The sequence below is a fragment of the Micromonospora sp. NPDC048999 genome, from assembly GCF_040649295.1.
Taxonomy (GTDB): domain Bacteria; phylum Actinomycetota; class Actinomycetes; order Mycobacteriales; family Micromonosporaceae; genus Micromonospora.
This window is the reverse complement of record NZ_JBEZFI010000014.1, coordinates 1-25,521: the sequence shown is the minus strand read 5'-3', so window position 1 is coordinate 25,521 and position 25,521 is coordinate 1. Positions and strand designations below refer to the sequence as shown.

General features: G+C 72.6%; 24 protein-coding genes. 19 read left to right on the top strand and 5 right to left on the bottom strand.

Features of this window, described 5'->3' with window-relative positions; translation table 11 throughout:
• The first annotated feature begins 13 nt into the window (after nt 1-13).
• The 13 genes from kynU (at nt 14) to AB0C02_RS16980 (ending at nt 12,090) form a co-directional block, all read left to right on the top strand.
• Nucleotides 14-1,288 (top strand): kynureninase, encoded by a 1,275-nt coding sequence (gene kynU / locus AB0C02_RS17040; protein WP_357549095.1) that lies wholly within the window; start codon nt 14-16, stop codon nt 1,286-1,288.
• Nucleotides 1,285-2,616, top strand: coding sequence for an NAD(P)/FAD-dependent oxidoreductase (locus AB0C02_RS17035; RefSeq protein WP_357549094.1), 1,332 nt, complete (start codon nt 1,285-1,287; stop codon nt 2,614-2,616). The genes kynU and AB0C02_RS17035 overlap by 4 nt, the downstream gene beginning before the upstream one ends.
• A gap of 20 nt (nt 2,617-2,636) precedes the next feature.
• Entirely contained in the window at nt 2,637-4,118 is a 1,482-nt protein-coding gene (locus AB0C02_RS17030) for a 2-hydroxymuconic semialdehyde dehydrogenase (protein WP_357549203.1), read from the top strand.
• Nucleotides 4,119-4,183: 65 nt separating this feature from the next.
• Nucleotides 4,184-4,987 (top strand): fumarylacetoacetate hydrolase family protein, encoded by an 804-nt coding sequence (locus AB0C02_RS17025; protein ID WP_357549093.1) that lies wholly within the window; start codon nt 4,184-4,186, stop codon nt 4,985-4,987.
• Nucleotides 4,988-5,040: 53 nt separating this feature from the next.
• Nucleotides 5,041-5,982, top strand: a complete 942-nt coding sequence (locus AB0C02_RS17020) for an acetaldehyde dehydrogenase (acetylating) (RefSeq protein ID WP_357549092.1) — start codon at nt 5,041-5,043, stop codon at nt 5,980-5,982.
• On the top strand, nt 5,979-7,040 hold the full coding sequence (dmpG, locus tag AB0C02_RS17015) for a 4-hydroxy-2-oxovalerate aldolase (protein ID WP_357549091.1): 1,062 nt from the start codon (nt 5,979-5,981) through the stop codon (nt 7,038-7,040). Before AB0C02_RS17020 ends, dmpG begins: the two co-directional genes overlap by 4 nt.
• Nucleotides 7,037-7,810 (top strand): fumarylacetoacetate hydrolase family protein, encoded by a 774-nt coding sequence (locus AB0C02_RS17010; protein WP_357549090.1) that lies wholly within the window; start codon nt 7,037-7,039, stop codon nt 7,808-7,810. The genes dmpG and AB0C02_RS17010 overlap by 4 nt, the downstream gene beginning before the upstream one ends.
• A gap of 20 nt (nt 7,811-7,830) precedes the next feature.
• A complete protein-coding gene (locus AB0C02_RS17005; RefSeq protein ID WP_357549089.1) occupies nt 7,831-8,286 on the top strand; it encodes a RidA family protein in 456 nt (151 codons plus the stop codon).
• Nucleotides 8,283-8,807, top strand: coding sequence for a 3-hydroxyanthranilate 3,4-dioxygenase (locus AB0C02_RS17000; protein ID WP_357549088.1), 525 nt, complete (start codon nt 8,283-8,285; stop codon nt 8,805-8,807). Before AB0C02_RS17005 ends, AB0C02_RS17000 begins: the two co-directional genes overlap by 4 nt.
• The gene (locus tag AB0C02_RS16995) at nt 8,777-9,811 is read left to right on the top strand and encodes an amidohydrolase family protein (protein WP_357549202.1); all 1,035 of its coding nucleotides are present in this window, start codon (nt 8,777-8,779) and stop codon (nt 9,809-9,811) included. Before AB0C02_RS17000 ends, AB0C02_RS16995 begins: the two co-directional genes overlap by 31 nt.
• 50 nt (nt 9,812-9,861) lie before the next feature.
• Nucleotides 9,862-11,304: an amidase gene (locus AB0C02_RS16990; protein WP_357549087.1), complete on the top strand. Its 1,443-nt coding sequence runs from the start codon at nt 9,862-9,864 to the stop codon at nt 11,302-11,304.
• A gap of 95 nt (nt 11,305-11,399) precedes the next feature.
• Nucleotides 11,400-11,684, top strand: a complete 285-nt coding sequence (locus AB0C02_RS16985; RefSeq protein WP_357549201.1) for a hypothetical protein — start codon at nt 11,400-11,402, stop codon at nt 11,682-11,684.
• Nucleotides 11,671-12,090, top strand: a complete 420-nt coding sequence (locus AB0C02_RS16980) for a DUF5130 family protein (RefSeq protein WP_357549086.1) — start codon at nt 11,671-11,673, stop codon at nt 12,088-12,090. The genes AB0C02_RS16985 and AB0C02_RS16980 overlap by 14 nt, the downstream gene beginning before the upstream one ends.
• A gap of 176 nt (nt 12,091-12,266) precedes the next feature.
• On the opposite strand, the gene pepN is transcribed toward AB0C02_RS16980, so the two are convergent.
• The gene (pepN, locus tag AB0C02_RS16975; RefSeq protein WP_357549200.1) at nt 12,267-14,813 is read right to left on the bottom strand and encodes an aminopeptidase N; all 2,547 of its coding nucleotides are present in this window, start codon (nt 14,811-14,813) and stop codon (nt 12,267-12,269) included.
• 224 nt (nt 14,814-15,037) lie between these two features.
• Here pepN and AB0C02_RS16970 point away from each other — a divergent pair, with 224 nt between their 5' ends.
• From AB0C02_RS16970 to AB0C02_RS16955, 4 genes are all read left to right on the top strand, one after another.
• A complete protein-coding gene (locus AB0C02_RS16970) occupies nt 15,038-15,661 on the top strand; it encodes a disulfide bond formation protein DsbA (RefSeq protein ID WP_357549085.1) in 624 nt (207 codons plus the stop codon).
• A gap of 170 nt (nt 15,662-15,831) precedes the next feature.
• Nucleotides 15,832-16,230: a hypothetical protein gene (locus AB0C02_RS16965; RefSeq protein ID WP_357549084.1), complete on the top strand. Its 399-nt coding sequence runs from the start codon at nt 15,832-15,834 to the stop codon at nt 16,228-16,230.
• A gap of 112 nt (nt 16,231-16,342) precedes the next feature.
• Nucleotides 16,343-17,542 (top strand): DUF1015 family protein, encoded by a 1,200-nt coding sequence (locus AB0C02_RS16960; protein ID WP_357549083.1) that lies wholly within the window; start codon nt 16,343-16,345, stop codon nt 17,540-17,542.
• A 71-nt stretch (nt 17,543-17,613) separates the two neighbouring features.
• A complete protein-coding gene (locus AB0C02_RS16955; protein ID WP_357549082.1) occupies nt 17,614-18,084 on the top strand; it encodes a ribose-5-phosphate isomerase in 471 nt (156 codons plus the stop codon).
• 35 nt (nt 18,085-18,119) lie between these two features.
• On the opposite strand, the gene AB0C02_RS16950 is transcribed toward AB0C02_RS16955, so the two are convergent.
• Nucleotides 18,120-18,545, bottom strand: coding sequence for a hypothetical protein (locus AB0C02_RS16950; RefSeq protein ID WP_357549081.1), 426 nt, complete (start codon nt 18,543-18,545; stop codon nt 18,120-18,122).
• A gap of 67 nt (nt 18,546-18,612) precedes the next feature.
• Nucleotides 18,613-19,833, bottom strand: a complete 1,221-nt coding sequence (locus AB0C02_RS16945; protein WP_357549080.1) for a GNAT family N-acetyltransferase — start codon at nt 19,831-19,833, stop codon at nt 18,613-18,615.
• A gap of 98 nt (nt 19,834-19,931) precedes the next feature.
• Between AB0C02_RS16945 and AB0C02_RS16940 the strand changes: the two genes are divergently transcribed.
• Nucleotides 19,932-20,465: a hypothetical protein gene (locus tag AB0C02_RS16940; protein WP_357549079.1), complete on the top strand. Its 534-nt coding sequence runs from the start codon at nt 19,932-19,934 to the stop codon at nt 20,463-20,465.
• Between the two features lie 25 nt (nt 20,466-20,490).
• Here AB0C02_RS16940 and AB0C02_RS16935 read toward each other — a convergent pair whose 3' ends face one another.
• Nucleotides 20,491-23,274 (bottom strand): Hsp70 family protein, encoded by a 2,784-nt coding sequence (locus AB0C02_RS16935; RefSeq protein WP_357549078.1) that lies wholly within the window; start codon nt 23,272-23,274, stop codon nt 20,491-20,493.
• An 870-nt stretch (nt 23,275-24,144) separates the two neighbouring features.
• On the opposite strand from AB0C02_RS16935, the gene AB0C02_RS16930 reads away from it, so the two are divergent.
• The gene (locus tag AB0C02_RS16930; protein WP_357549077.1) at nt 24,145-24,546 is read left to right on the top strand and encodes a squamosa promoter-binding protein 15; all 402 of its coding nucleotides are present in this window, start codon (nt 24,145-24,147) and stop codon (nt 24,544-24,546) included.
• 133 nt (nt 24,547-24,679) lie between these two features.
• Here the strand turns inward: AB0C02_RS16930 and AB0C02_RS16925 are convergent, their stop codons facing one another.
• Nucleotides 24,680-25,282 carry a hypothetical protein gene (locus tag AB0C02_RS16925; RefSeq protein WP_357549076.1) on the bottom strand — a complete coding sequence of 201 codons (603 nt, stop codon included), beginning with the start codon at nt 25,280-25,282 and terminating at the stop codon, nt 24,680-24,682.
• Between the last annotated feature and the right edge of the window lie 239 nt (nt 25,283-25,521).

Sequence of the window (25,521 nt, the reverse complement as noted above, 5' to 3'; positions counted from 1 at the left end):
GAAAGAGAAGGACATGCACACCGAAGACGAAGCTCGCCAGCTCGACGCGGTCGATCCCGGCCACCGGCACCTGTTCCACGTGCCGCCCGCCGAGGGCGGGCGCTACCCCGAGGTGGCGTACCTGGCCGGTAACTCGCTGGGCCTGCCACCCCGGGCCACCCGGGACGAACTCCTCGCCGACCTGGACGGCTGGCGCCGGCTGGGCGTGGAGGGGCACCTGGAGGCGGAACGGCCCTGGCTGCCGTACCACGAACTGCTGACCGCGCCGGCCGCGCGACTGGTCGGCGCGCTCCCCGCGGAGACCGTGGTGATGAACTCTCTCACGGTCAACCTGCACCTGCTGATGGTGAGCTTCTACCGGCCGGCGGGGGAGCGGACCCGGATCGTCATCGAGGACAGCGCCTTCCCCTCGGACAGCTACGCGGTGCGCAGCCAGGCCCGCTTCCACGGGCTGGACCCGGACGCCACGGTGGTGCGGCTCAAGCCGCGGCCCGGCGAGGAAACCCTGCGCACCGGCGACGTGCTGGACTTCCTCGCCGCCGAGGGGCACAGGGTCGCGCTGGTGCTGCTCGGCGGGGTCAACTACCTGACCGGCGAGCTGATGGACATTCCGGCGATCACCGCCGCCGGGCGGGCCGCCGGCGCGGTGGTCGGCTGGGACCTGGCGCACGCCGCCGGCAACGTGCCCCTCGCCCTGCACGACTGGGACGTCGACTTCGCCGCCTGGTGCTCGTACAAGTACCTCAACTCCGGGCCGGGTGCCCTGGCCGGCGTCTTCGTCCACGAACGGCACCTCGGCGACCCCCGGCTGCCCCGCTTCGAGGGCTGGTGGAGCACCGAGGCGGCGACCCGGTTCGAGATGACCCCGGTGTCCCGGCCGCCGGCCACCGTCGAGGCGTGGCAGATCTCCAACCCGCCGATCTTCGCGATGGGGCCGGTGCGTACCTCGCTGGAGCTTTTCGACGCGGTCGGCATGCCGGCGCTGCGGGAGCGCAGCCTCCGGCTCACCGGCTGGCTGGAGCGGCTGCTGGACGAGGTGACCGCCGACCGGCCGCTGTCCGTGATCACCCCGCGCGACCCGGCCCGTCGGGGCTGCCAGCTCTCGGTGCGGATCGGGGTGGGCAGCGCCAACGAGCTGACCAAGCGGCTGCGGCACGAGCACGGCGTGATCGCCGACGCGCGGGAGCCGGACGTCGTCCGGTTCGCCCCGGTGCCGCTCTACTCGACGTACCACGACTGCTGGCGGGTCGCCGACGCGCTGGCCACCACCGTGGAGGTGACCCGATGAGCGAGCGCGAAGAGATCGCGGTCGTCGGGGCCGGGCTGGCCGGCTGCCTGCTCGCCTGCTATCTGGCCCGGCGCGGCTACCCGGTGGCGCTCTACGAGCGGCGGCCGGATCCGCGTATCGGGAAGGTCGAGCGGGGCCGCTCGATCAACCTGGCGCTTTCCGAGCGCGGCCTGGACGCGTTGCGCCGGATCGGGCTGGAACGGCAGGTGATGGCGGACGCGCTGCCGATGCGCGGCCGGATGATCCACCCGGTCGAGGGGGAGCAGCAGTTCCAGTCGTACAGCGGCACCGGCGAGTGGGCGATCAACTCGATCAGCCGGGGCGCGCTGAACAACGCGCTGCTCACCGCCGCCGCCGGGCTGCCGAACGTGCGGGTCGCCTTCGACCACCGGCTGGTCGGGCTCGAACCGGCCACCGGCGAGATGACCTTCGAGACCCCGCAGGGCAAGGTCACCGCCACCGCGTCGGTGGTGCTCGGCGCCGACGGCGCCGGATCCGCCGTGCGCGGGCAGCTCCTCGGGCACGGCGCACTGACCGAGAGCCTGGACTTCCTCGACTACGGCTACAAGGAACTCACCATCCCGCCGCTCGGCGGCGACTTCGCCCTGGATCCGGGTGCCCTGCACATCTGGCCGCGCGGCACCTCGATGATGATCGCGCTGCCCAACCCGGACCGCTCCTTCACCTGCACGCTCTTCTGGCCCACCCACGGCACCGCGAGCTTCGCGTCGCTGGGCAGCCCGGCCGCCATCGAGCGGTACTTCGCCGCCCACTACCCGGACCTGATTCCGCTCGCCCCGAACCTGGTCGACGACTACCAGCACAACCCGGTCGGGGTGCTCGGTACGGTCCGCTGCACGCCCTGGCAGGTGAACGGGAAGGTCGGCCTGCTCGGCGACGCGGCGCACGCCATCGTGCCGTTCTACGGCCAGGGCGCGAACTGCGCGTTCGAGGACGTGGTCGAGTTGGACCGCTGCCTGGACGAGTGCGGCGACGACTGGTCGGCGGCGCTGCCGCTGTTCCAGCAGCGGCGGCAGGCCAACGCCGAGGCGATCGCGCAGATGGCGCTGACCAACTTCGTGGAGATGCGGGACAAGGTCGCCTCCCCGGTGTTCCAGACCCGCAGGCGGATCGAGCACGCGCTGGAGCGGGCCCTGCCCGGCCGGTACGTGTCGCAGTACGAGCTGGTCTCCTTCTCCACCATGCCGTACGCCCAGGTGCGCCGCCGGGTGCGCCGGCAGTACCAGGTGGTGGGCGCCCTGGCGGCCGGCGCGCTGGCGGCGCTGGCCGGGGCAACGCTGGCGATCGGTCGAAGGAGGCGTGGATGACCCGCTGGGATCCCCGGCTGATGGCCGGGCGCGCGCCGGACGGACCTGTCCTGCTGCGCAACTTCGTCGGCGGTTCCTTTGTGGACGCCGGTCCGCGGTTCACCAAGCGCAGCCCGGTGACCGGCGAGCCGGTCTTCGAGGTGGTCGAGGCCTCCGCATCCGTCGTGGACGACGCGGTAGCCGCTGCCCGGGCGGCGCTGCGCGGCCCGTGGGGCCGGATGGGGGAGCGGGAGCGCGCCGAGGTGCTGCGCCGGGTCGCCGACGAGCTGGAACGGCGTTTCGACGACCTGGTCGCCGCCGAGGTCGCCGACACCGGCAAGAGCATCTCCCAGGCCCGTACGCTGGACATCCCGCGCGGCGCGGCTAACTTCCGGGCGTTCGCCGAGATCGTGGCGACCGCCCCGACCGAGTCGTTCACCACGGTTACCCCGACCGGCGGCCGGGCGCTGAACTACGCGGTCCGCAAGCCGGTCGGCGTGGTCGCGGTGATCGTGCCGTGGAACCTGCCGCTGCTCCTGCTCACCTGGAAGGTCGCCCCCGCCCTGGCCTGCGGCAACGCGGTGGTGGTCAAGCCCAGCGAGGAGACCCCGGCCTCGGCCACCCTGCTCGCCGAGGTGATGGCCGCCGCCGGCGTACCGGAGGGTGTCTTCAATCTGGTGCATGGCTTCGGCCCCGACTCGGCCGGCGAGTTCCTCACCCGGCACCCCGGCGTGGACGCGATCACCTTCACCGGGGAGTCCGCCACCGGCAGCGCCATCATGCGGGCCGCGGCGGACGGGGTGAAGGCGGTCAGCTTCGAGCTGGGCGGCAAGAATGCCGGCCTGGTCTTCGCCGACGCCGACCTGGACGCGGCGGTCGCCGGGTCGGTGCGGTCCAGCTTCACCAACGGCGGTCAGGTCTGCCTCTGCACCGAGCGGATCTACGTCCAGCGGCCGGTTTTCGAGGAGTTCACCGCCCGGCTGGCCAAGCGCGCCGACGAACTGGCGTACGGCTGGCCGGCCGACGAGGCCACGGTCAACATGCCGCTGATCTCGCACACCCACCGGGACAAGGTGCTCGGCCACTACGACCTGGCCCGCACCGAGGGCGCCGAGGTGCGCGCCGGCGGCGGGGTGCCCCGCTTCGGCGACGCCCGCGACGGCGGCGCGTACGTGCAGCCGACGGTGCTGACCGGGCTCGGGCCGGACGCCCGCACCAACCGGGAGGAGATCTTCGGCCCGGTTGTCCACGTCGCCCCCTTCGACGACGAGGACGAGGCGTACGCGCTGGCCAACGGCACCGACTACGGCCTGGCGGCGACGGTGTGGACCCGGGATGTGGGCCGGGCGCACCGGGCCGGGTCGCGGCTGGACGCCGGCATCGTCTGGGTGAACACCTGGTTCCTACGCGACCTGCGCACCCCGTTCGGCGGGGTGAAGGCGTCCGGCATCGGCCGGGAGGGCGGGGTCCACTCGCTCGACTTCTACTCCGAGCTCACCAACGTCTGCGTGGACCTCTCATGAGCGGGCGACGGACACGCGGCGGGCAGAATGCACTGGGCCGTCAGCGAGCGCAGCGAGGAGCGGGGATGACCACCGTCGACATCGAGGCCGCCAACCGGGAACTTGCCGTCGCCCGGCAGGAGGAGAAGCCCTGCCCGCCCCTGCGGGGGCGGCTGCTGCCGGAGGGCGACATCGAAGCCGCCTACCAGGTGCAGCAGGTCTACACCCGGCAGCGGCTCGGCAAGGGCCACCGCCGGGTGGGCGCGAAGATCGGCCTCACCTCCCGGGCGGTGCAGGAGAGCTTCGGCGTCTTCCAACCGGATTTCGGGGTGCTCTTCGACGACATGGCGGTCGGCGACGGCGTCGAGGTGCCGATGGGCCGGCTGCTCCAGCCCCGGGTGGAGGCGGAGATCGCCTTCGTGCTCGGCGCGGACCTGCCCGACGAGCGGGTCACCACCGTCGACCTGGTCCGGGCCGTCGACCACGTGCTGCCGGCCATCGAGATCGTCGACTCGCGGGTCGCCGGCTGGGACATCTCCATCGTGGACACCATCGCGGACAACGCCTCCAGTGGGCTGTTCGTGCTCGGCACCGCGCCACGCCGGCTGGCCGAGGTGGACCTGCGGCTGTGCGGAATGGTGCTGGAGCGCGCCGGTGAGCCGGTGTCGGTCGGCGCCGGGGCGGCCTGCCTCGGCAACCCGCTGCACGCGCTGCAATGGCTGGCCGCGACGATGGCCCGCGCCGGTGACCCGCTGCGCGCCGGGGACGTGGTGCTCTCCGGGGCGCTCGGCCCGATGGTGCCGGTCACCCCCGGCGCGGCGTACGAGGCGCGGATCTCCGGGCTCGGCTCGGTGCGTACCTGTTTCTCGTCATCCGAGGGGGTCTCGTGAGCGCGAGGAGTGAGCCTGCGAGCCCCGCAGTCGCGAACGGAGAGGGACTCAGCATGACAGTCGGGGTGGCGGTGCTCGGGTCGGGCAACATCGGCACCGACCTGATGATCAAGGTGTTGCGGCTGAGTGACAGCCTGCGCATGGTGGCGATGGCCGGCATCGACCCGGCCTCCGACGGCCTGGCCCGGGCCCGGCGGCTCGGGGTGGCGACCACCGCCGACGGCGTGGACGGCCTGGTGGCGTTGCCCGAGTTCGCCGACGTCGAGCTGGTCTTCGACGCCACCTCGGCCGGCGCGCACCGGCGCCACGACGAGGTGCTGCGGGCACACGGCCGGACCGTGGTCGACCTCACCCCGGCGGCCATCGGCCCGTACGTGGTGCCCCCGGTCAACCTCGACGAGCACCTGCATGAAACGAACGTCAACATGGTGACCTGCGGCGGGCAGGCCACCGTGCCGATCGTGCACGCCGTCGGCCGGGTCACCCCGGTCGCGTATGGGGAGATCGTCGCCTCGATCGCCTCGAAGTCGGCCGGGCCCGGCACCCGGGCCAACATCGACGAGTTCACCGAGACCACCGCGCGGGCGATCGAGGTGGTCGGCGGCGCCGAGCGCGGCAAGGCGATCATCGTGCTGAACCCGGCCGACCCGCCGCTGCTGATGCGCGACACGGTCTACTGCCTCTGCCCGGACGCCGACGCCGACCGGGCCGCGGTTGCCGCCTCGGTGGCCGACATGGTCAAGACCGTGCAGGAGTACGTCCCGGGCTACCGGCTCAAGCAGGACGTGCAGTTCGACCGGGTCGAGGCGTACGTGCCGGCGTTGGGGCGGCCGTTCACCGGGCTTCAGGTCTCGGTCTTCCTGGAGGTCTCCGGCGCCGGGCACTACCTGCCCGCGTACGCCGGGAACCTGGACATCATGACCTCGGCCGCGCTGCGCACCGCGGAGCGGCTGGTGGCCCTGCGGCGCTCGACCACGACGGAGGCGGCCCGATGACCGATCTCTACATCCAGGACGTGACGTTGCGGGACGGCATGCACGCCATCGCGCACCGGTACACCGTGGACCAGGTACGGACCATCGCCGCCGCGCTCGACGCGGCCGGGGTGGCCGCGATCGAGGTGGCGCACGGCGACGGCCTGGCCGGCTCCAGCGTCAACTACGGGCACGGCGCGGCCGGCGACGCCGACTGGATCTCGGCCGCCGCCGAGGAGCTGACCAACGCGAAGCTCACCACCCTGCTGCTGCCCGGCATCGGCACGATCGCCGACCTGAAGGCGGCCAAGGCGCTCGGGGTGACCAGCGTCCGGATCGCCACCCACTGCACCGAGGCGGACATCTCCGCCCAGCACATCTCCTGGGCCCGCGAGAACGGCATGGACGTCTCCGGGTTCCTGATGATGTCGCACATGAACGACCCGGCTGGGCTGGCCGCCCAGGCCAAGCTGATGGAGTCGTACGGGGCGCACTGCGTCTACGTCACCGACTCGGGCGGCCGGCTGCTGATGTCCGACGTGGCCGAGCGGATCGACGCGTACCGGCAGGTCCTCGCGCCGGAGACGCAGATCGGCATCCACGCCCACCACAACCTGTCGCTCGGGGTGGCCAACAGCGTGGTCGCCGTCGAGCACGGCCGGATCATCGGCTCCGCCCCGGCCGGCCCGGACGCCCCGCACGGCCGGACCGTCCGGGTGGACGCCTCCCTGGCCGGGATGGGCGCGGGCGCCGGGAACGCCCCGCTGGAGGTCTTCGTCGCGGTCGCCGAACTGCACGGCTGGAAGCACGGCTGTGACGTGTTCGCGTTGATGGACGCCGCCGACGACATCGTCCGCCCGCTCCAGGACCGGCCGGTCCAGGTGGACCGGGAGACGCTCTCCCTCGGGTACGCGGGGGTCTACTCCAGCTTCCTGCGGCACGCCGAGCGCGCGTCCGCGAAGTACGGGGTGGACGTCCGTTCGATCCTGGTGGAGCTGGGCCGGCGGCGGATGGTCGGCGGCCAGGAGGACATGATCGTCGACGTGGCGCTGGACCTCGCGAGCAAGGAGAACTCATGATCGGGCCGGATATCGCGGGGATCGCCGAGAAGCTGGGCACGGCCGCCGACACGGCCGCCGCGATCCCGCAACTCGCCGCCGAGACCGGCCTCGACGTCGACGCCGCGTACGCGGTGCAGACCGCGCTGTTGCAGCGCCGCCTCGACCGAGGCGAGCGACTGGTCGGGCTGAAGATGGGGCTGACCAGCAAGGCGAAGATGGCCCAGGTCGGGGTGGACGAGGTGATCTGGGGCCGGCTCACCGACGCGATGCGGGTCCCCGACGGCGGCACCGTCGACGTCGCCGACTTCATTCACCCCCGGGTCGAGCCGGAGGTGGCGTTCCTGCTGGACCGCCTTCCCGAGCCCGGCGAGCCGGTCGGCGTGTTCGCCGACGCGGTCCGCGCGGTCGCCCCGGCGCTCGAGCTGATCGACTCCCGGTACGCCAACTTCACCTTCTCCCTGCCGGACGTCATCGCCGACAACACCTCGGCCGCCGCGTTCGTGGTCGGGCCCTGGTCGCCGGTGCCGGCGGGGCTGGAGAACCTCGGCGTGCTGCTGGAGATCGACGGTCGGGTGGCGCAGGTCGGGTCGACCGCGGCGATCCTCGGTGACCCGCGCCGGGCGCTGGACGAGGGGCTCCGGCTGGCCGGTCGGCACGGCGTGCGGCTGCGCGAGGGCTGGGTCTTCCTGGCCGGCGCCGCGACCGCCGCCGTTCCGCTGCGTCCCGGCGCCCACGTCCGGGCCGTCGTCGAGAAGCTCGGCACCGCATCGCTCCGGGCCGCGGCGTGAGCGCGAGGAGTGAGCCGATCTTGCGAGCCCCGCAGTCGCGAACCGAGGACAGCCCGACCGCCCGGGTGGTGGCCGGGAAGGCCGTGCCGCGCGGCGCGTTCCCGCACGTCAAGGTGGCCGGCGGGTTCGTCTTCGTCTCGGGTACGTCGTCCCGGCGGCCGGACAACACCTTCGCCGGCGTCGAGGTGGACGAGTTCGGCACGACCGACCTCGACATCCGGGCGCAGACCCGGGCAGTGATCGAGAACATCCGTGATCTGCTGCGGTCGGCCGGGGCTGACCTGGCCGACCTGGTCCAGGTGACCAGCTACCTGGTCAACATGAACGACTTCGGTGGATACAACGAGGTGTGGGCGGAGTTCTTCGACGCCACCGGGCCGACCCGGACCACGGTGGCCGTGCACCAGCTGCCGCATCCGCACCTGCTGATCGAGATGCAGGCCGTGGCCCTACTACCGTCGGGAGGTCAATCGTGAGTGAGATCGCCGAGCCGTTCAGCTTCCAGGGCTGGATCGGGGAGAACCAGCACCTGCTGAAGCCGCCGGTGGGCAACAAGGAGATGCTGCCCGGCAGCGACGACTTCATCGTGATGGTGGTGGGCGGCCCCAACCAGCGGACCGACTTCCACGTCGACCCGTACGAGGAGTTCTTCTACCAGGTCAAGGGCAACATGCACGTCAACCTGATGCTCCCGGAGGGCCCACGTACGGTGCACATCCGCGAGGGGCAGATGTGGATGCTGCCGCGCAACACCCCGCACTCCCCGCAGCGGCCGGAGGCCGGCTCGATCGGCATGGTGATCGAGCGGGTACGCGAGGAGGGCACGCTGGAGAAGTTCCAGTGGTACTGCCTTGAGTGCAGCCACCAGGTGCACGAGGTGGAGCTCCAGGTCCGGGACATCGCCGCCGACCTGCCCCCGGTCTTCCAGGCGTTCTATGCCGACGAGAAGGCCCGGACCTGCACCAACTGCGGCGCGCTGCACCCGGGCAAGGGCTGACGGTGTCACCTGTCGTGGACGTGCACACGCACGTCGTACCGAAGGGGTGGCCGGACCTCGCCGCGGCGTGCGGTGGGTCCGGCTGGCCCTGGCTGCGGGTCGATTCCGAGCGCGCGGCCATGATCATGGTGGGGGAGACGGAGTTCCGGCCGATCGGCGCGCAGTGCTGGGACGCGGAGACCCGGCTGGCTGACATGGCCGCCGACGGTGTCGACGTGCAGGTCGTGTCGCCCACCCCGGTCTTCTTCAGCTACGACCGCCCGGCCGAGCAGGCGGTCAGGGTGGCCCGGATCTTCAACGACCTCACCCTGGAGGTCACCGCCGCCGGCGGCGACCGGCTGGTGCCGTTCTGCCAGGTGCCGTTGCAGGATGCGGACCTGGCCTGCGCCGAGCTCGACCGCTGCCTCGCGGCCGGCCACGCCGGGGTGGAGATCGGCAACCACGTCGGCGACCGCGACCTCGACGACGCCGGCGTCGTGCAGTTCCTGACCCACTGCGCGCAGGTGGGCGCGCCGGTCTTCGTGCACCCGTGGGACATGCCGGGCGGGCCGCGACTGGACCGCTGGATGGCCCGCTGGCTGACCGGGATGCCGGCCGAGACCCACCTGTCGGTGCTGGCGCTCATCCTCGGCGGCGTCTTCGACCAGGTGCCGGAGACGCTGCGGATCTGCTTCGCGCACGGCGGCGGCAGCTTCCCGTTCTGGCTGGGCCGCGCCGACAACGCCTGGCACCGCCGCGGCGACCTGGTACGCGGCGCCTCCACCGCCCCGCCCAGTTCCTACGTCGACCGTTTTTGCGTCGACTCGGTGGTCTTCGAACCGGCCGCGCTGCGGCTGCTGGTCGACACCATGGGCGAGGACCGGGTGCTGCTCGGCAGTGACTACCCGTACCCGTTGGGGGAGCGGCCGGTCGGGCAGGTGGTCCGCAAGGCCGATTTCCTCACCGCCGACCAGCGCGACAAGCTCCTCTCCCGCAACGCCCTGCGCTTCCTCGGCCGGGGCTGACGGTCGTGTCGGGCCGCGCGCACGGCGGCCCGGCACGGCAGGATGGGGGTATGGGCGAGCCGCACGACCTGACCGCGCTGGAACAGGCCGCCGCGATCCGCCGGGGCGAGCTGTCCAGCGTGGAACTGGTCGAGCACCACCTGCGCCGGGTGGACACGCTCGGCGACACCGTCGGTGCGTTCGTCACCGTCACCCCGGAGCGGGCGCGGGCAGCCGCCCGGGCCGCCGACGCGGTGCCCGTGGACGAGCGGGGGCCGCTGCACGGCGTACCGACCGCCATCAAGGACCTGACGCTGACCGCTGGGGTGCGCACCACCTTCGGCTCGGCCGCCTTCGCCGAATTCGTGCCCCCGGTGGACGCCGACGTGGTCCGGTTCATGGCCGCCGCCGGGCTGATCAGCCTCGGCAAGACCACCACCTCCGAGCTGGGCTGTTCGCTCTACTCCGAGGGCCTCGTCGCGCCGCCCGCCCGTAACCCGTGGGGCCTCGCGTACACCGCGGGTGGCTCCAGCGGTGGCGCGGCGGCTGCCGTGGCGGCCGGGCTGGTGCCGGTGGCGCAGGGTTCCGACGGCGGCGGCTCGCTGCGCATCCCGGCCTCGCTCTGCGGCCTGGTCGGCTACAAGCCCAGCCGGGGGCTCGTCTCCGGCGGACCGCTCGGCTTCGGCGCGTTCGGGCTGCCCACCAACGGCCCCCTCGGGCGGACCGTCAGCGACGTGGCCGCGCTGCTCGACGTGCTGGCCCGGCCGGTGCCCGGCGAGCCGTACCTGCCGCCGGTCGCGCCCGCCGGCGGCTACCTGGGCGCCGCCCGCGCCACCGCTCCCGGCCGACTGCGGATCGGCCGTTTCACCACCCCGATGCTCGCCGACGAGCCGGTGCACCCCGACTGCGTGGCCGCCGTCGACCGGGCCGCCATGCTGCTCACCGCCGCCGGCCACGAGGTGGTCGACGTGCCCGCGCCGCTCGGCCCCGAGGCGTGGCCGCTCTTCGAGACCATCTGGTACGTGCTGGCGCTCAGCCCGGTGCCGCCCGGGCGGGAGAACGCGCTGCTGCCGCTCACCCGGTTCCTGCGGGCACGGGCCGCGGCCGTCGGCGCCGGCCAGCTGATGGCCGCCCTCGGCGAGCTCCAGGCCCAGGTACGCCGCGGCGTGCACCGCACCGCCGGCTGTGACCTGCTGCTCTGCCCGACCCTCGCCGCGCCGCAGGCGTCGGTGGGCGCGTTCGCCGCGCTCGAACCCGCCGAGGACTTCGACCGGCAGCGTCGCTTTTCGCCGTACTGCGCCATTTTTAACGTGACCGGCGATCCATCCGTTTCGCTCCCGGTTGGTCGGACGGGGGACGGCCTGCCGGTCGGGGTGCTGCTCACCGGCCGGTACGGCAACGACGGGACATTGATGGCCACTGCCGCGCAACTGGAGCACAGCTGTGGCGGATGGGATCAGCACCCCGCAATCTGGCGGGCGGCCGACTCCGCTAACGTGAACAGCACAAGCTGAGTCGGGCGCTCGTCGTCATGATCGTCCACCCGACCCGAACATTCCTGGTCTCTCTTTTCCGCCTGGGGGCGTTGGGATTGTCTGTTACCGACACGTTGCTGTACTTCGTCGGCGTCCCGGCGGCTGCGGTGCTGGTGATCGCCGGGCTGGCAGCCATCGGTGGCCGCAAGGGCGGTGGCGGCGACAAGCGCTACCGGCCGGGCCGACCCTTCAATTTCACTCCGGTCTGGTTCCTGGGCCGTCCGGAGCAGCTGGCCGACTCGGCCGGCACCGCGCTGGCCGCCGGGGCGCAGGCGCCGGCGCTGACCAGCCGCAAGCAGCAGCAGGCCGGCCGCGAAGCGCCGGCCGGTGGAACCGGAGGCGCAAGTGACCGTTGGTGAGAAGCAGGCCGAGACGGGTACGGCAGTCCCGCCCCAGGTCCTGGACGGGCCGTTCTCGACCCGTCAGCTGCTCCGCATCGACGAGGCGCTCCGCCTGGCCGACCAGGGCACCGGCCTGGTCTTCTCGGTCTACGTGGGCCATTTCGACGAGGACGAGTCGATCCGGACGTACACCGAGCGGCTGCACCGCCAGCTCGCCGAGCCGGACAAGTCCGTGCTGATCGCGGTGTCGCCCAACCAACGGCAGCTGGAGATCGTCACCGGCAAGTACGCCCGCAAGCGCATTCCTGACACGTACGCCAAGCTCGCCGCGCTCTCCATGGTGGCGTCCTTCGGCGGCGGCGACCTGGCCGGTGGCATCATCCAGGGCCTCGACCAGCTCGCCACCCACGCCGGCAAGGGCTGAGCCCTCTCCCGTACGACGAAGCCCGCCCCGCGCACTACGCGGGGCGGGCTTCTCGTTGTTCAGCCTCCCCCTCGCCCGCAAGATCCGCGCAACTTCGGGGATCCTGCTGTCTCCCAGCGAGACGAGGCAGCATCCTCGGTGAAGTTGCGCGGATCTTGAACAGGCGCAGACCCTGGTCAGGCGGTGCGGGCGTCCCGGGCGCGGGCCTTCAGCGCGCGGGTCACGCCGTCGCGGCCTTCGGCGACCAAGCGGCGCAGCGGCGCCGGGTGGCCCTCCTGCGCCAGCCACGCGTCGGTGGCCGCCACCGTGTCCTCGTCGACCAGGTACGCCGGGTAGGCGAGCTGGGCGAACTCCTGGGCCGGCTCGCTGTCCCGGCTCGCCCAGACCTGGTCCACCGTGGCGAAGTACTTCTCCCGATACGTTGCCACCAGCTCGACCTGGGCCGGGTGGGTGAACCCCTGCAGCAGCGCCCGGTTGCGCCAGTTCGGCAGCGCCTCCGCGCCGGTGAGCTGCGCCCAGACCGCCGCCTTGTTCTCCGCCGTCGGCACCAGCGTGTACGCGTACGCGGCCTCCCGCTCGCCGCTGGCGGTGCGGTCCCGGGCCAGCTCGGCGTCCACCTCGGCCGCCCCGGCGGCGCCGTTGGCCGCCAGCGACTGGAGGACCGTCCAGCGCAGCTCGGTGTCCACGGTCAGCCCGGCCGGCACCTCGACGCCCTCCAGCCAGCCGCGCAGGACCGCCAGGTCCTCGTCGGAACGGGCCGCCGACGCGTACGCCCGGGCCCAGGCGAGCTGGAAGCCGCTGCCCGGCTCGGCCGCCGCGAGGGCCGTCCTGGCGGTGCGGGCCAGCTCGGCCCAGCCGGTCGGCGCCCACGCCGGGTCGACATAGAAGGTGAGCGCGGTGGTCGCCTGGCGCAGGGTGGCGGTGACCAGGTTGATGTCGGTCTCCGCGGGCAGCCCGGCCAGCACCAGCGCCACATAGTCCCGAGCCGACAGCTCGGCGTCCCGGGTCATGTCCCAGGCCGCGGTCCAGCACAACGCCCGGGCCAGCGACGACTCGAAACCGGCGATGTGCTGCACCACGGTCGCCATGGACTGCTCGTCCAGCCGCAGCTTGGTGTACGTGAGGTCGTCGTCGTTGAGCAGCAGCACGTCGGCGGCGGGCTTGCCGCGCAGCGCGGACAGCTCGGTCGCCTCGCCGGTCACGTCCACCTCGACCCGTTCCCGGCGGACCAGCCGGCCGTCGGTCAGGTCGTAGAGGCCCACGCCGATCCGGTGGGTACGCAGCGTCGGGTGCCCGGCCGGCGCCTCCTGGCGGACCAGCACCTGCTCGTACGCGCCGTCGGCCCCGATGGTGACCTCGGGACGCAGCGTGTTGACCTGCGCGGTCTCCAGCCACTGGGCGGCGAACTTGCGCAGCTCCCGCCCGGAGGCCGCCTCCAGCTCCGACAGCAGGTCGTCGAAGGTGGCGTTGCCCCAGGCGTGCTTGGCGAAGTATGCCCGCAGGCCGGCCAGGAACGGCTCCTCGCCCACGTACGCGACGAGCTGCTTGAGTACGCTGGCGCCCTTGGCGTAGGTGATGCCGTCGAAGTTGACCTCGACCGCCTCCAGGTCCGGCATCTCACAGTAGACCGGGTGGGTGGAGGAGAGCTGGTCCTGCCGGTAGCCCCAGTTCTTCCGGATCGACAGGAACGTGGTCCACGCCTCGGTGAACCGGGTGGCGTGGGTGTTGCACCAGTGGCTGGCCCACTCGGCGAACGACTCGTTCAACCACAGGTCGTTCCACCAGCGCATGGTGACCAGGTCACCGAACCACATGTGCGCCATCTCGTGCAGGATCGTGTTGGCGCGCTGCTCGTACTCGAAGTCGGTGACCTGCGACCGGAAGATGTAGTGCGACTCGGCGTGGGTGACGCAGCCGAAGTTCTCCATCGCGCCGGCGTTGAAGTCCGGCACCCAGAGCTGGTCGTACTTGGGCAGCGGGTAGCGGACGCCGAACTTCTCGTGGAAGAAGTCGAAGCCCTGCTTGGTGATCAGGAAGAGGTCGTCCGAGTCGAGGTACTGTGCCATCGACGCCCGGCAGAAGGCACCCAGGTCGATGCCGTCGTGGCTGTCCCGCACCTCGTGGTACGGGCCGGCGCACAGCGCGGTGATGTAGGTGCTCATCCGCGCCGACTCGGCGAAGTGGACGGTCTTGAGCGCCTCGCCGGCCGGCTCCTCCCGCTCCACCGGCATGTTGGAGATGACCCGCCAGTGGTCGGGGACGGTCGCGTGCCAGGTGTAGACGCTCTTCAGGTCCGGCTGGTCGAAGCAGGCGAAGACCCGCTGCGCGTCGGCCGTCTCGAACTGGCTGTAGAGATAGGTCTCGCCGTCGACCGGGTCCACCGTGCGGTGCAGCCCCTGGCCGCTGTTCGAGTACGCGAAGTCGGCGTCCACCACGAGGACGTTCTCGGCCGCCAGGCCGGACAGGGTAAGGCCCTTCTCGGCCGACCAGCCGGAGATGTCGACGGGCGTCCCGTTGAGCGTCGCGGATCGCACCGACTCCGCCGCCGCCTCGATGAAGGTGGTCGCGCCGGGCTCGGCGCACCGGAACCGGACCTCGGTCACCGAGCGGAATGTGCGGCCGGTGGCCTGCACGGCGGTGGACAGGTCAAGGTTGATGTCGTACCCGGTCACGTCGAGCAGGCGGGCCCGCTCGGTGGCCTCGACCTGAGTCAGGTTGCGCACTCCCGGCACTGTCGTCTCCATCCCACTCTTCATCGCCGCGCCTGCGGCACCGGCCTCGCCGGCCCGCTCGTGACGGCCGGCACGAACCCGAGTCTTCCATGCACCGACACCCTTCGGTGGCCGAGGTCACGCTCTCATTCCGGCGCCGGTCGATGCCGGTCGGGGTGAGGATCGAGGAAACGGCGCCGGAGATCCGGCGCGCAGAGTCGTGAAGGGATTTCACCATGACCGAACGTGCCGCCGTGGACATGTGGTTCGATCCGCTGTGCCCCTGGGCGTGGATCACCTCCCGCTGGCTACTGGAGGTCGAGAAGGTCCGAGAGATGGACATCCGCTTCCACGTGATGAGCCTTTCCGTGCTCAACGAGGGCCGGGACCTGCCCGAGAAGTACCAGGACCTGATGCGGAAGGGCTGGGGTCCGGTCCGCGTCTGCATCGCCGTCGAGCAGGCGCACGGCGCGGCGGCGCTGGCGAAGCTCTACACCGCCATGGGCACCCGGATCCACCTCGGTAAGGAGCCGCTCGACCGGGAGATGCTGGTGGGGGCGCTCACCGACGTCGGGTTGGATCCGGTGCTCGCCGAAGCCGCCGAATCCACCGCGTACGACGACGCGCTGCGGGTCAGCCACGAGGCCGGCATGCGGCCGGTCGGCACCGACGTCGGTACCCCGGTGATCCACGCCCCCGGCCCGGACGGCGACAAGGTCGCCTTCTTCGGTCCGGTGATCACCCCGGCACCCAAGGGCGAGGCCGCCGGCAGGCTGTGGGACGGCGTCCTGCTGGTCGCCGGCACCCCCGGCTTCTACGAGCTGAAGCGCAGCCGCGAACTAGGCCCCGTCTTCGACTGAGTTTGCAAGGAGGGCCCCTTCTTGACGCCTCCGGTGGAGCAGGGGCTCCTTCTTAACGGCGCGAACCCCGTGCCGCCGGCGTCACCCGGTCGGCGCGGGGTTCGTTTCACCGGGTGTCCCAGCCGGCGGCCCGTGCGGGCCGCACCCCGGCAGCTCCTGGAGGCAATCCCATGAGTAAGCACCGCCTCATGCCCGACGAGGCGCCGCAGACGGCGACCGATGACTCCGGCGCGGCGTACTGGTCCGTGGCGGACGGCGACTGGCCCGCAGTTCGACCGTCCCTGCCGGCGGAGATGGTCGACCTGCTCGCCCCGCCGATCGTGGTCGGGGTGGCCCGGGTGGTGGCCACCTCCCGGCTGACCCCGCCCGCCGACGCGGCCCTACCGCCCCGGACCACCGGCACCGGCCCGTCCGGCGCCGCAGGCAGCCGTCCGGCGCCGGGGGCGACCACCGTACGCCTCACCGCGTCCACCGTGGCCCGGCCGGCCACCCCGGCACCGGGCAGCCGGGCAGCCGCCGGCCGGCACCGCAGCGCCACCGCCGGGCGCAGCGCCTCACCCGGTTGTTAAGCGGGGCCCCCTGCTCTACCGAATGCGTTAAGAAGGGGCCCCTCCTTTCATAAGGTGGAAGCGGCGAGGGTCCGGCGCTGGCGGGTGGGCGGCGCGGGTAGCGTCAGCGAACATGACGGTCGTGCATCCGATCGCCCGGGCCTGGATCACCACTGGCGGCACCGGCGCGCAGAACTACGACGAGTTCGCCGACGACGCGGAGATCACCGCGATCGTCGCGGCAAACCCGCACAGTGCCCTGGGCATCGAGATGCCCCACCGGGCACCGGACAGCCTCGGCAAGTCCTTCCTTGACGCGCTGCCCGACGCGGTGGCCCGGCTTGCCGAGGCCAAGGCGGACGGCAGCTACACCCCGGCCGAGCAGGTCGTGGTGCTCTACCGGATCAGCGCGCCGGGGGAGGAAACCGCCTGCGGCCTCTTCGCCATGGTCGACACCGATCAGATCTCGACCCGGGCCGACGAGCCCGGCCTGGTGATCCGCAACGAGGACGTCTTCATCGCCAAGGTGCGGGAGCGGGTCGCCCTGGCCGAGGCGCTGGGTCACCTGCTCTCACCCGTATTGCTGCTCCAGACCGGGCGCGGCGACGAGCTGCACGCGGCGCTCGCGGCGGCGACCGAGTCGGCCGGCGCACCCGCCGCCACCGACGTCGACCAGGCCGGCCGGACGCACGCCATCTGGCTGCTCGGCCCGGGCCCCGAGCAGGACGAGGTGACCGCCCTCGCGGGCGGCGGCGAGCTGGTGGTCGCGGACGGCAACCACCGCAGCCTGGCCGCGCAGACCGGCGGCCTGCCCCGCTTCCTCTCGGTGATCACCACGCCGGCCTCGGTCGCCATCCAGCCCTACAACCGGCTGGTCGGCGAGCTGACCACCACCCCGGCGGAGCTGCTCGACCGGCTCCGTGCCGTCGGCGCGCAGGTCACCCCCGTCGAAGGGCCGGTCGAGGTCCCGGCGACCGGCGGCACCGTCCACCTCCACGTCGCCGGTCAGGGGTACGCGGTCACCCTGCCGCACGTCAACGGCGGCCGGCTGGAGAACCTGGACCACGCGCTCGTCGAACGGCTGCTGCTGCGCGACGCGCTCGGCCTCGACCCGGGCGACAAGCGGATCACCTACGTGGGTGGCGACTACCCGGCGAGCTGGCTCACCGGCGAGGTCGACGCCGGGCGGGCCGAACTGGCGATCCTCATCGCCCCGGTGACCGTGGACGACTTCGTCGCGGTCAACCTGGCCCGGGAGAAGATGCCGCGCAAGAGCACCTGGTTCACCCCCAAGGCGCGGGGCGGCCTGGTCGTCGCCGAGCTGACCCGGTGACACTGTGACAATCCGCCTCGGTGCCGCCGCCCGCGCGCCGGCACCGAGGCCGGCCTGACAGACTGCGCGGTATGCGCGTCTACCTGGGATCTGATCACGCCGGTTTCGAGCTGAAGGGGCACCTGGCCAACCACCTGGCCAAGCAGGGGTACGAGGTGGTCGACGTCGGTCCGCACGCCTACGACCCGGACGACGACTACCCGGCGTTCTGCCTGCACACCGGCGACCGGGTGGTCAACGACCCAGGCAGCCTCGGAGTGGTCATCGGCGGCTCCGGCAACGGCGAGCAGATCGCGGCCAACAAGATCGCCGGCGTGCGTGCGGCGCTCGCCTGGAACATCGACACCGCTCAGCTGGCGCGGGAGCACAACGACGCCAACATCATCGCCGTTGGTGCCCGGCAGCACACCCTGGACGAGGCGACCGCCCTGGTCGAGGCGTTTTTGACCACGCCCTTCTCGGGCAACCCCCGGCACTCCCGCCGGATCGACCAGGTGGCCGCGTACGAGCAGACCCGTCAGCTGCCCGACCTGCCCGCCTGACGCCACCCTCGCCCACCGGGCCTGCCCGGTGGCGGTCATCGGCCGGTGCGGGGCAACTCCTCGCGGGGCACCCAGTTGCGGCGCACGATCGCGACGCGGGCCTCGGCCTCGGCCAGGTCCGCGTCGGTCGGCCGGGCGGCGTCCCGAGCCCGCAGCGCGGCGGTCACGCTCACCTGCGAGGAGCCCGAACCGACCAGGCCGCGCAGCCCACGCTCGCCCTCCTCGGCGGCCCCGGTACGGCGTGCCCGGGGCTCTGTCGACTCCGGCTCGGCGCGTCTGACGCCACGCCGCGACCTGGAACCGTCGTCGTCGTGCACCGCTGGCGTGCTCGCGGTCGGCCCCTCCGCGAAGGCACCGACGGGCTCGTGCCTGCCGGCCCGCCCGGAGGCGCCTTCGTCGCCGGGCGGCCCGGCGTCACCGTGGTGCCGCAACCGGCGCCGCCGTCGCTCCGCATCACCCATCGCTCGACCGTACCGCCCCGACGGCCGAGCGACCGGCCGGCACCGGGGTGAGCCCGGCCGGCCGGCGTCAGAAGACCTCCATCGGGGCCGGGGCGCGGTGCCAGCCGAGGGCCGGGCCGGCCGCGGCCACCGTCCCCGGTACGAGTTCCCGGATCCGACCGGCGGCGGCGAGCGCCCCCAGCCCGGCCCCGCCGAGGTAGAGCTCGCCGAGGGCGCGTACGTCGCAGGCGAGCCCGGCCGGCGCCGAGGTGGCGGTGCACTCGGCCCCGGCCGGCCCGCCGACCAGCCGCCACCGGCCGGTGTTCTCCGGCAGCAGTTCGTCGGTGACCTCGACGACCACGTCGACGTCGGTGGCGTACCGGCGGGCGGCCAGCGCGGCCGGGACGTCCACGAGGCGTACCCAGAGGGCGTCGTCGAGGTGAGCGCCGAGCTGTCGCGGCTCGTTCACCAGCCACAGCAGCGGCTCGTCCACGGCGGCCCGGCCGAACGACAGCCGCCGGGTCAGGTCGATCGACAGCAGCAGCCGCCACAACGCGAGGTACGCGTCCGGGTTCGCCGCGACCACCTCGGCGACCCGGACCTCGCCGCGCGGGCCGCCCGGACCCCACTCCTCCTTCGTTCGATAGAGCGCGTACCCGTCGAGGCCGGCGGGTCCCTCGTGCAGCAGCACCCGGCGCTCGGTCGCGCCGCCCCGCCGGGCCTTGATGTCGGCGAGCACGTACGCCCACCAGCGCTCGTCCCGGCTGGACCAGCCGGGACGGTCGGCGCGGACCCGGTCGTACAACCGGGCCAGCTCGGCCTGGTGCGCGGCCGGACGGTCCAGGCGGAGCGTGCCCTCGGCGGACGCCGGTTCCGGCAGCCGCAGCTCGGTGGTGTCGCAGCTCAGGGTGAGCCGCTGCGCGGCCAGGCCGTAGCCGAACCGGGGGTAGATCCGGCCCTCGCTGGCCCAGAGCACCGCGACCGGTTCGCGGCCGGCGTCGCGGACCTCGCGCAGCTGCCGGCGCATCAGCCCGGTGAGCAGGCCCCGGCGGCGGTGGGTGGGGGCGACCCCGACCATCGTCACGTGCGCGGCGGGCACGGCGGCGCCCGGCACGGTCAGCTCGCGGGTGTACGCGCCGGCGTGCGCCACGGCGGTCCCGCCGTCGCGGACCAGCAGGCAGCGTTCCGGCTCGAAGACGGCGCGGTCGACCTCCAACAGCTCGGGATCGAGGTCGCCCGCGAAGGCGAGCGCCAGCAGTGCGGAGATCTCGTCGAAGTCCTCGGCCCGGGGCACCAGTGCGTCGATCATCGGATGTGTGTAACCCATCGCCTTCGGGGTCGGCTACCCATTTGCCGGCTCGCTACCCTCGGTACCGTGCCCGGCGTCGGTCGAGGGGGAGGCAGCAGATGGCGGACCAGACACAGCCGTGGGCGGAGCGCACCGTGGAGGTGCCGCCGCAGTCCGGCGTCGGGGTGCCACCGCAGCGGGACGGGTTCCGGCGCGGGGTGGCCGCCGTCGGTCAGCCGCGTACGCCCCGGACCGATCAGTTCCCCACCGCCGAACCGGCCGACTGGTCCGGTGGCCCCGCCCCGCGCCGCCCGCTGAGCTGGCACCTGGCGCAGCTGCGCCGGGGCGGGGAGTGGAGCGCCGCGGGCGCGCTGTTCGCCTTCGTCTGCTGGGGCATCTGGGCGATCTCCGGCCGGGGCAACCTCACCACCCCACTGCTCACCTTCGGGCTCAGCCTGCTCACGTCGGCCGGCCTCTTCGCGCTCGCCCGGCTGCTCGGCCGGCTGGTCTGGGAACGGCAACTCGGCCGGGTACGCCGCAGCGCCCGCGGCGCGCACCTGGTGACCGCGCTCTTCCTGGTCGGAGTGGGCGTCGCCTACCTGCAGCAGACCGAATGGGTCATGGCGGCCTGGAGTTGGGTGACCGGCCACTGACCCGTCACCAGGGGACGCGGCGCGATCAGGCGACGAAGCGGTACAGCACGAAGTCCTTCGCCGCACCGCAGGCGATCACCTCGGTGTTCCACGAGCAGGATTCGCCGCGTACGTCCCTCAGGCCGCCCAACTGCACCACGTTGCCGGAAGCCGCGCCCACGCCGGCCACGCTGCGGTTGTCCGCACCGCTGCTCAGCCGATCCGCGAAGAGCAGCAGGTTGCCGGCGTTCACCCGGACGGCCACCCCGTCCTCCTCGTCGAGCACCCGCCGGCCGTCCGGCCCGAACAGGGTGACCGCCGGCTTCGGGTACGTCCGCCCGGCCAGCACCCGCGCGCCGACCGGCACCAACTGGTCCATGCCCGGCGCCGGCCAGTGCTGCGCGTCCTTCCCCTCGGTCGCGGCCACCACCGTCGCGGTCTCCGCATCGACGTTCGCCATCTCCAGCAGGCAGGCCCGGTGCTCGCCGCAGGGCACCAGCCGCTTGGCCCGGCGCCGATCGTCCGGGAACCGGTAGAGCACCGTCGGCTTCAGGCTCTCCAGGTCGTACGCGAGCAGCAGCTTGTCGTCCACCACGTACAGCCGGTCCTCGTGGGCGGCGACCAGGTCGGTCGGCCTGGCCACGTTGGTCTGGTGACCCAGCACCTTCCCGGTGCTGACGTCGATCACCCGCACCGAGCGGTCGGCGCTGACCTGCACGAGCCGCCGGACCGGAGCCGGGTCGCGCGGCGCACCATCGACTAAACCCGGCCCGGCCAGGTCCTCCTCGGTGGTCACCGCGTACACACTGGTCCGCGAGTTGCCGTACTCGTCGGTCGGGTCGAGTCGCGACCACCGCTGCTTCCCGTCGCGCAGGTCGAAGCCGACCAGCCGCTTGCCGGTCCGGTCGGCCAGGACCACCACCTCGGCGCCGGCGAAGATTTCGTCGTCGTTGCGCACCGGGTACTGCCACTGGGGCTTGCCGGAGGTGGCGTCGAGCACCTCCAGCCGTCCGGGATCGCTGCCCGAGCCATCCGCGAGGAGCGCCACCGCGCCGGGCAGCGCGACAATGCCACGCCACCGGTCGGCGGGGTCGGCGCTCTCCCCGCGCCACAGCTCCCGGCGGGTGGTCGCGTCCACGGCGATCACCGCCAGCCGACGGTCGTCGCGCCGGTAGGCCAGGTAGGCCCGATCGCCCCCGATCGCGGTGAACATGTCACTCGGCCGCTGCTCGCCCGCCGCCACCCGGACCCCCTTGTCGAGCGGGTGGAAGTCCAGCTCGGGATGCCGGTCGCGGGTCAGGTAGAGGACCGCCGCGGTGGTCACCCCGGCGAGGGCCGCCACCGCCGCGAGCGAGATCCACAGCGTCCGTCGTCGCCGGTCGCCGCGGGCCGGCGCAGCCGGCGATCCTGGCACGCCCGACCGGGGTACGCCCGGCACCCCCGATCCGGGTACGCCCGGCCACGGCCCCGCCTGCTGCGGAATGGCCGGGTCGACGGAGGGCGGCGTGCCCGGGTCGAGTGGCAGCGTGCCGGCCGGCCCGGCCGGGATGCGGCCCGCGTGGGCGGGTGGCGTTCCCGGAGCGAGCGGCAGTGTGCCGGCAGGTCGGGCAGCCGCGACGCCCGCGTCCGGTGTGCCGCCCGGCCCGGCACCGACCGGAACCAGCGGCAGCGGGGCCGCGGCCGGCTGGTTCCGGTGCAGCGGCAGGTCGGTCAACGCGCCCTCGGCCACCGGCAGCTCCGGCTGTTCCAACACGGTGGGCGCGATCCCCAGCTCGGCGTGGAGCAGCCGCGCCACGAGCGGGATCCGGGACGAACCGCCGACCAGGAACAGCCCGGCCAGCCGCTCCGGGGTCAGCCCGGCGGCGGCGACCACCCGCCGCGTCTCGGCGACCGCCCGGCGCAGCAGCGGCGTCGCGATCCGCTCCAACTCCTCCCGGGTCAGCGGTACGGCCACCTCGATGCCCGGCACGGCCACCGGCGCCTGCGTGCTGCGGGAGAGCATCTCCTTCGCGCCCCGCACGTTCTCGGCAAACTGGAGCCGGTCCCGCCACTGGGTGGCGTTCACCGGCTCGGCCAGCCGCGCCCACTGCGTCGCGTGGGCGGCGCCGATCCGCGCGCCGAGCAGCGCCAGCAGGGCGGCGTCGAGGTCGAGCCCGCCCAGATCGGCCAGGCCGCCGCAGGAGACCACGGCGAAGCCGGAGTCGCCCCACGGGTCGGCGCCCTCGTTGCGGACCACCGCCACGTCCAGCGTGCCACCGCCGAAGTCGAAGACCGCCACACAGTCGCCGACCGGCACCGGCCGCCGCAGCACCTGCGTGTAGTAGCGCGCGGCGGCCACCGGCTCGCGCAGCAGCCGGGTTCCCGGCGGGATGGGACCGGACATGGTGTGCTCGGCCGCCTGCGGCCAGCCGGCCAGCGCGAGCGCGTCGGCCAGCACCTGCCTTCGTACGGCGTCCCAGGTCGCCGGGCAGGTGACCACCGCAGGCGGGAGGAACCCGACCGCGCCCACCGCCGCCTCCCCGACCGTGCGCAGGACCGCGCCCAGCAACTCCGCCGGGCTGTGCCGCCGGTCGCCGAGCGCGACCTGCGGCTCGTCGACCCGGCGCTTGGGGTTCGGCTCGTACCGATCCGGGGCGGCCTGCGCGAGCCGCTGGGCGTCCCGCCCGACGTGCAGGCGGCCGTCGGCCTCGGCGTACACACCGGAGGGAAGGATCGGCTGCCCGTCCACGAGCAACGGCCGGGTACGCCCGTCCGGCCAGCGCAGCACGGCCACCGTGTTCGAGGTGCCGAGATCGACGCCGAGGGCGAATCCGTCCTGCTGGCCTGACATCCGTCGCTACCTCCACCCGACGAGGGGATGCCCGGCCTCGCATCGTACGCAGCCCCGCCGTCCGCTGATCTGCCGCGAGTGGCTGGCGGTACGTAGGCAACGCTTGAGCGCGCCGGCTACCGGCCGACGCGCTCGCTGGCCACCCGAGTGGCTTGGCGTCGGACGCGTCGAGCCCCAGTAAGGGCGTTGCCGGTCCTGGCCCTGTGACAATGAGACGCGCCGTTGGGTGGAGGTGGGCCGTGATGTCGAGCAACGCGGGCGATGCCCGAATGGCGGACCGCTGAGCACGCGCCAGTGGCGGAGCTGGCCCGTCGGCGGTTCTCCGTACCCGAGCCCTCGTACCCGACTTGTCGTGCCGGAATCGGGGCACGCAGCCTCTGGACTGGGCCGGAGACCGTTGGAGCGGGCGACGGGAATCGAACCCGCACCGTCAGTTTGGAAGGTCGAAGATCACGGCCGACAAGGACCTGGTGGGGCAGGCCAGCCGCAGGACGCGGGGACCGTTCGTGCCCGCTGGTGACCGTCGGGGGTATGGGCTACTGGCACGTGGATGGCACGGTGACCAAGGGATTATGAGATCAAGTTGCCCGCGCCGTCGACCTGGGTACCTGGGCGTCTAGCAGCGGAAACGCCTCTCGACATCTCACACCACTCGTCCGCTGTCCGCCAACCTCTTGCGGACTCGATGCGGACCGCCGACCACCAGGCGACGGCCTTGGGATTAGAAGAAGATCGCGGATGCCTGGCCAGGTGCCTGCTTCCCTGGTAAGCCCGTCTGCCGTTGTCGGGTCGCGTCGGTGTCAGCGGGTGGTCTTGGCTGTACGGGTGGCTGTACCGTCTCGGCGTGGATTGGGGGATGTGGTGAGCTGGGTGGCCAACGTGATGCTGTCGGTGTACCCGCAGGACCGCCTGAACGCCGAGGCGTTCAGCGAGTGGCTCGACAAGGAGTGCCCCCGTCGTGAGGTAGGCATGAGCCCGGGCGGCTGCGGCTACCTGCGCCTGATCACCGACGCGAACAGTCAGTGGGGCGGGCACAAGAACCCCGAATGCCAGGTGTACGCCGGCGCGCTCAACCATGCCGACCTCGCTGCTGTTGTGGACCACTTCGGTTCCCTTGCCTGGCACAACCCCAACGCAGCGCAGCTCTTCGTGATGGACCAAGAGGACTGGTTCTTCCGCGTCTGGATGATTCGCAACGGCGCTCCGCGGCAGTACGCCCCTTCGTCGCCGGACGAGGAGGACGACGAGTTTTGGCCCAGCGCCGGGTCGTAGCCGCAGTTTGGAAGAGCGTGCTCAACCGACCGCGATGCCCGAAACGCCTGCGGCAGGCGGCAGAGTCGGATGCCGGTCGTGCCCCCTCATGACCGCTGGGCACCACGGTTACTGGCCCGTGGATGGCCCACACCTAGGCGATCCACCACCAGCCGTCTCCGAGATACCGCACGGGGTGGCCTTTATCGCCGGCAGCGGTAGCGATCAACGTGTCCGGACCCGGCGAGGTCGGGAAGTACCCGAGACCGACTCCGCTCTCGGCTCGCCAGTCCTGCCATACCGGCAGATACAGCGCGCCATCGCGCCGATGCGCCTGCCCGTCGATGGACAGATACCTGAGCCGCCATGGCAAGACGGCATCAGACGGGAGCGTGCCGGCTCGGTGGCTTGCGGCCAGCTCAGCCAGTTGGCTCCGGTGCAGGCGGAACTGGCTGTCGACGTATGTGCGTTGCCAGTTCGTGGCCCCCACGACCAGCCCGGACCCAAGGGCGACGACTAGGGCGCCGGCAGCCCAGCCGTACGCGCGTCGGCGCAGCAGCGCGACCAGAGCGGCCACGGAACCGCCCACGGCCAACAGCCAGCATGCGGCTATCACCAGCAGAGCGAGCAGCGACAGCGCGTCGTATAACGGGTATGCCAGGTAGTTGCAGGCCATCAAGGAGAGCCAGCTTGCCGTGACTGCGATCAGAAAACGATGGGCATGCCCGGCACGGCGGGCTTCCTGGGCAACCGACACTGCGACAGTGTGCCAATGACCGCATGCGCCCGCCAGGCTGCATGGAGCATTGCCAGCATCGCTGATACCACCGGCCACCGGCTGCGCTTGCAGGCGGATCTCCTCGTCGGGCAGTCGTCAGACCGTCCAGCCTCCCCGGACGGGGACAAGGTGGAGCGCCCTACCGGACGAGTCTCAATGGCGGTTGTCAAGCAGGCCGTGCGTTGGGCAGGGTCTCCTCGGTCGGGCTGGCGTGTTCC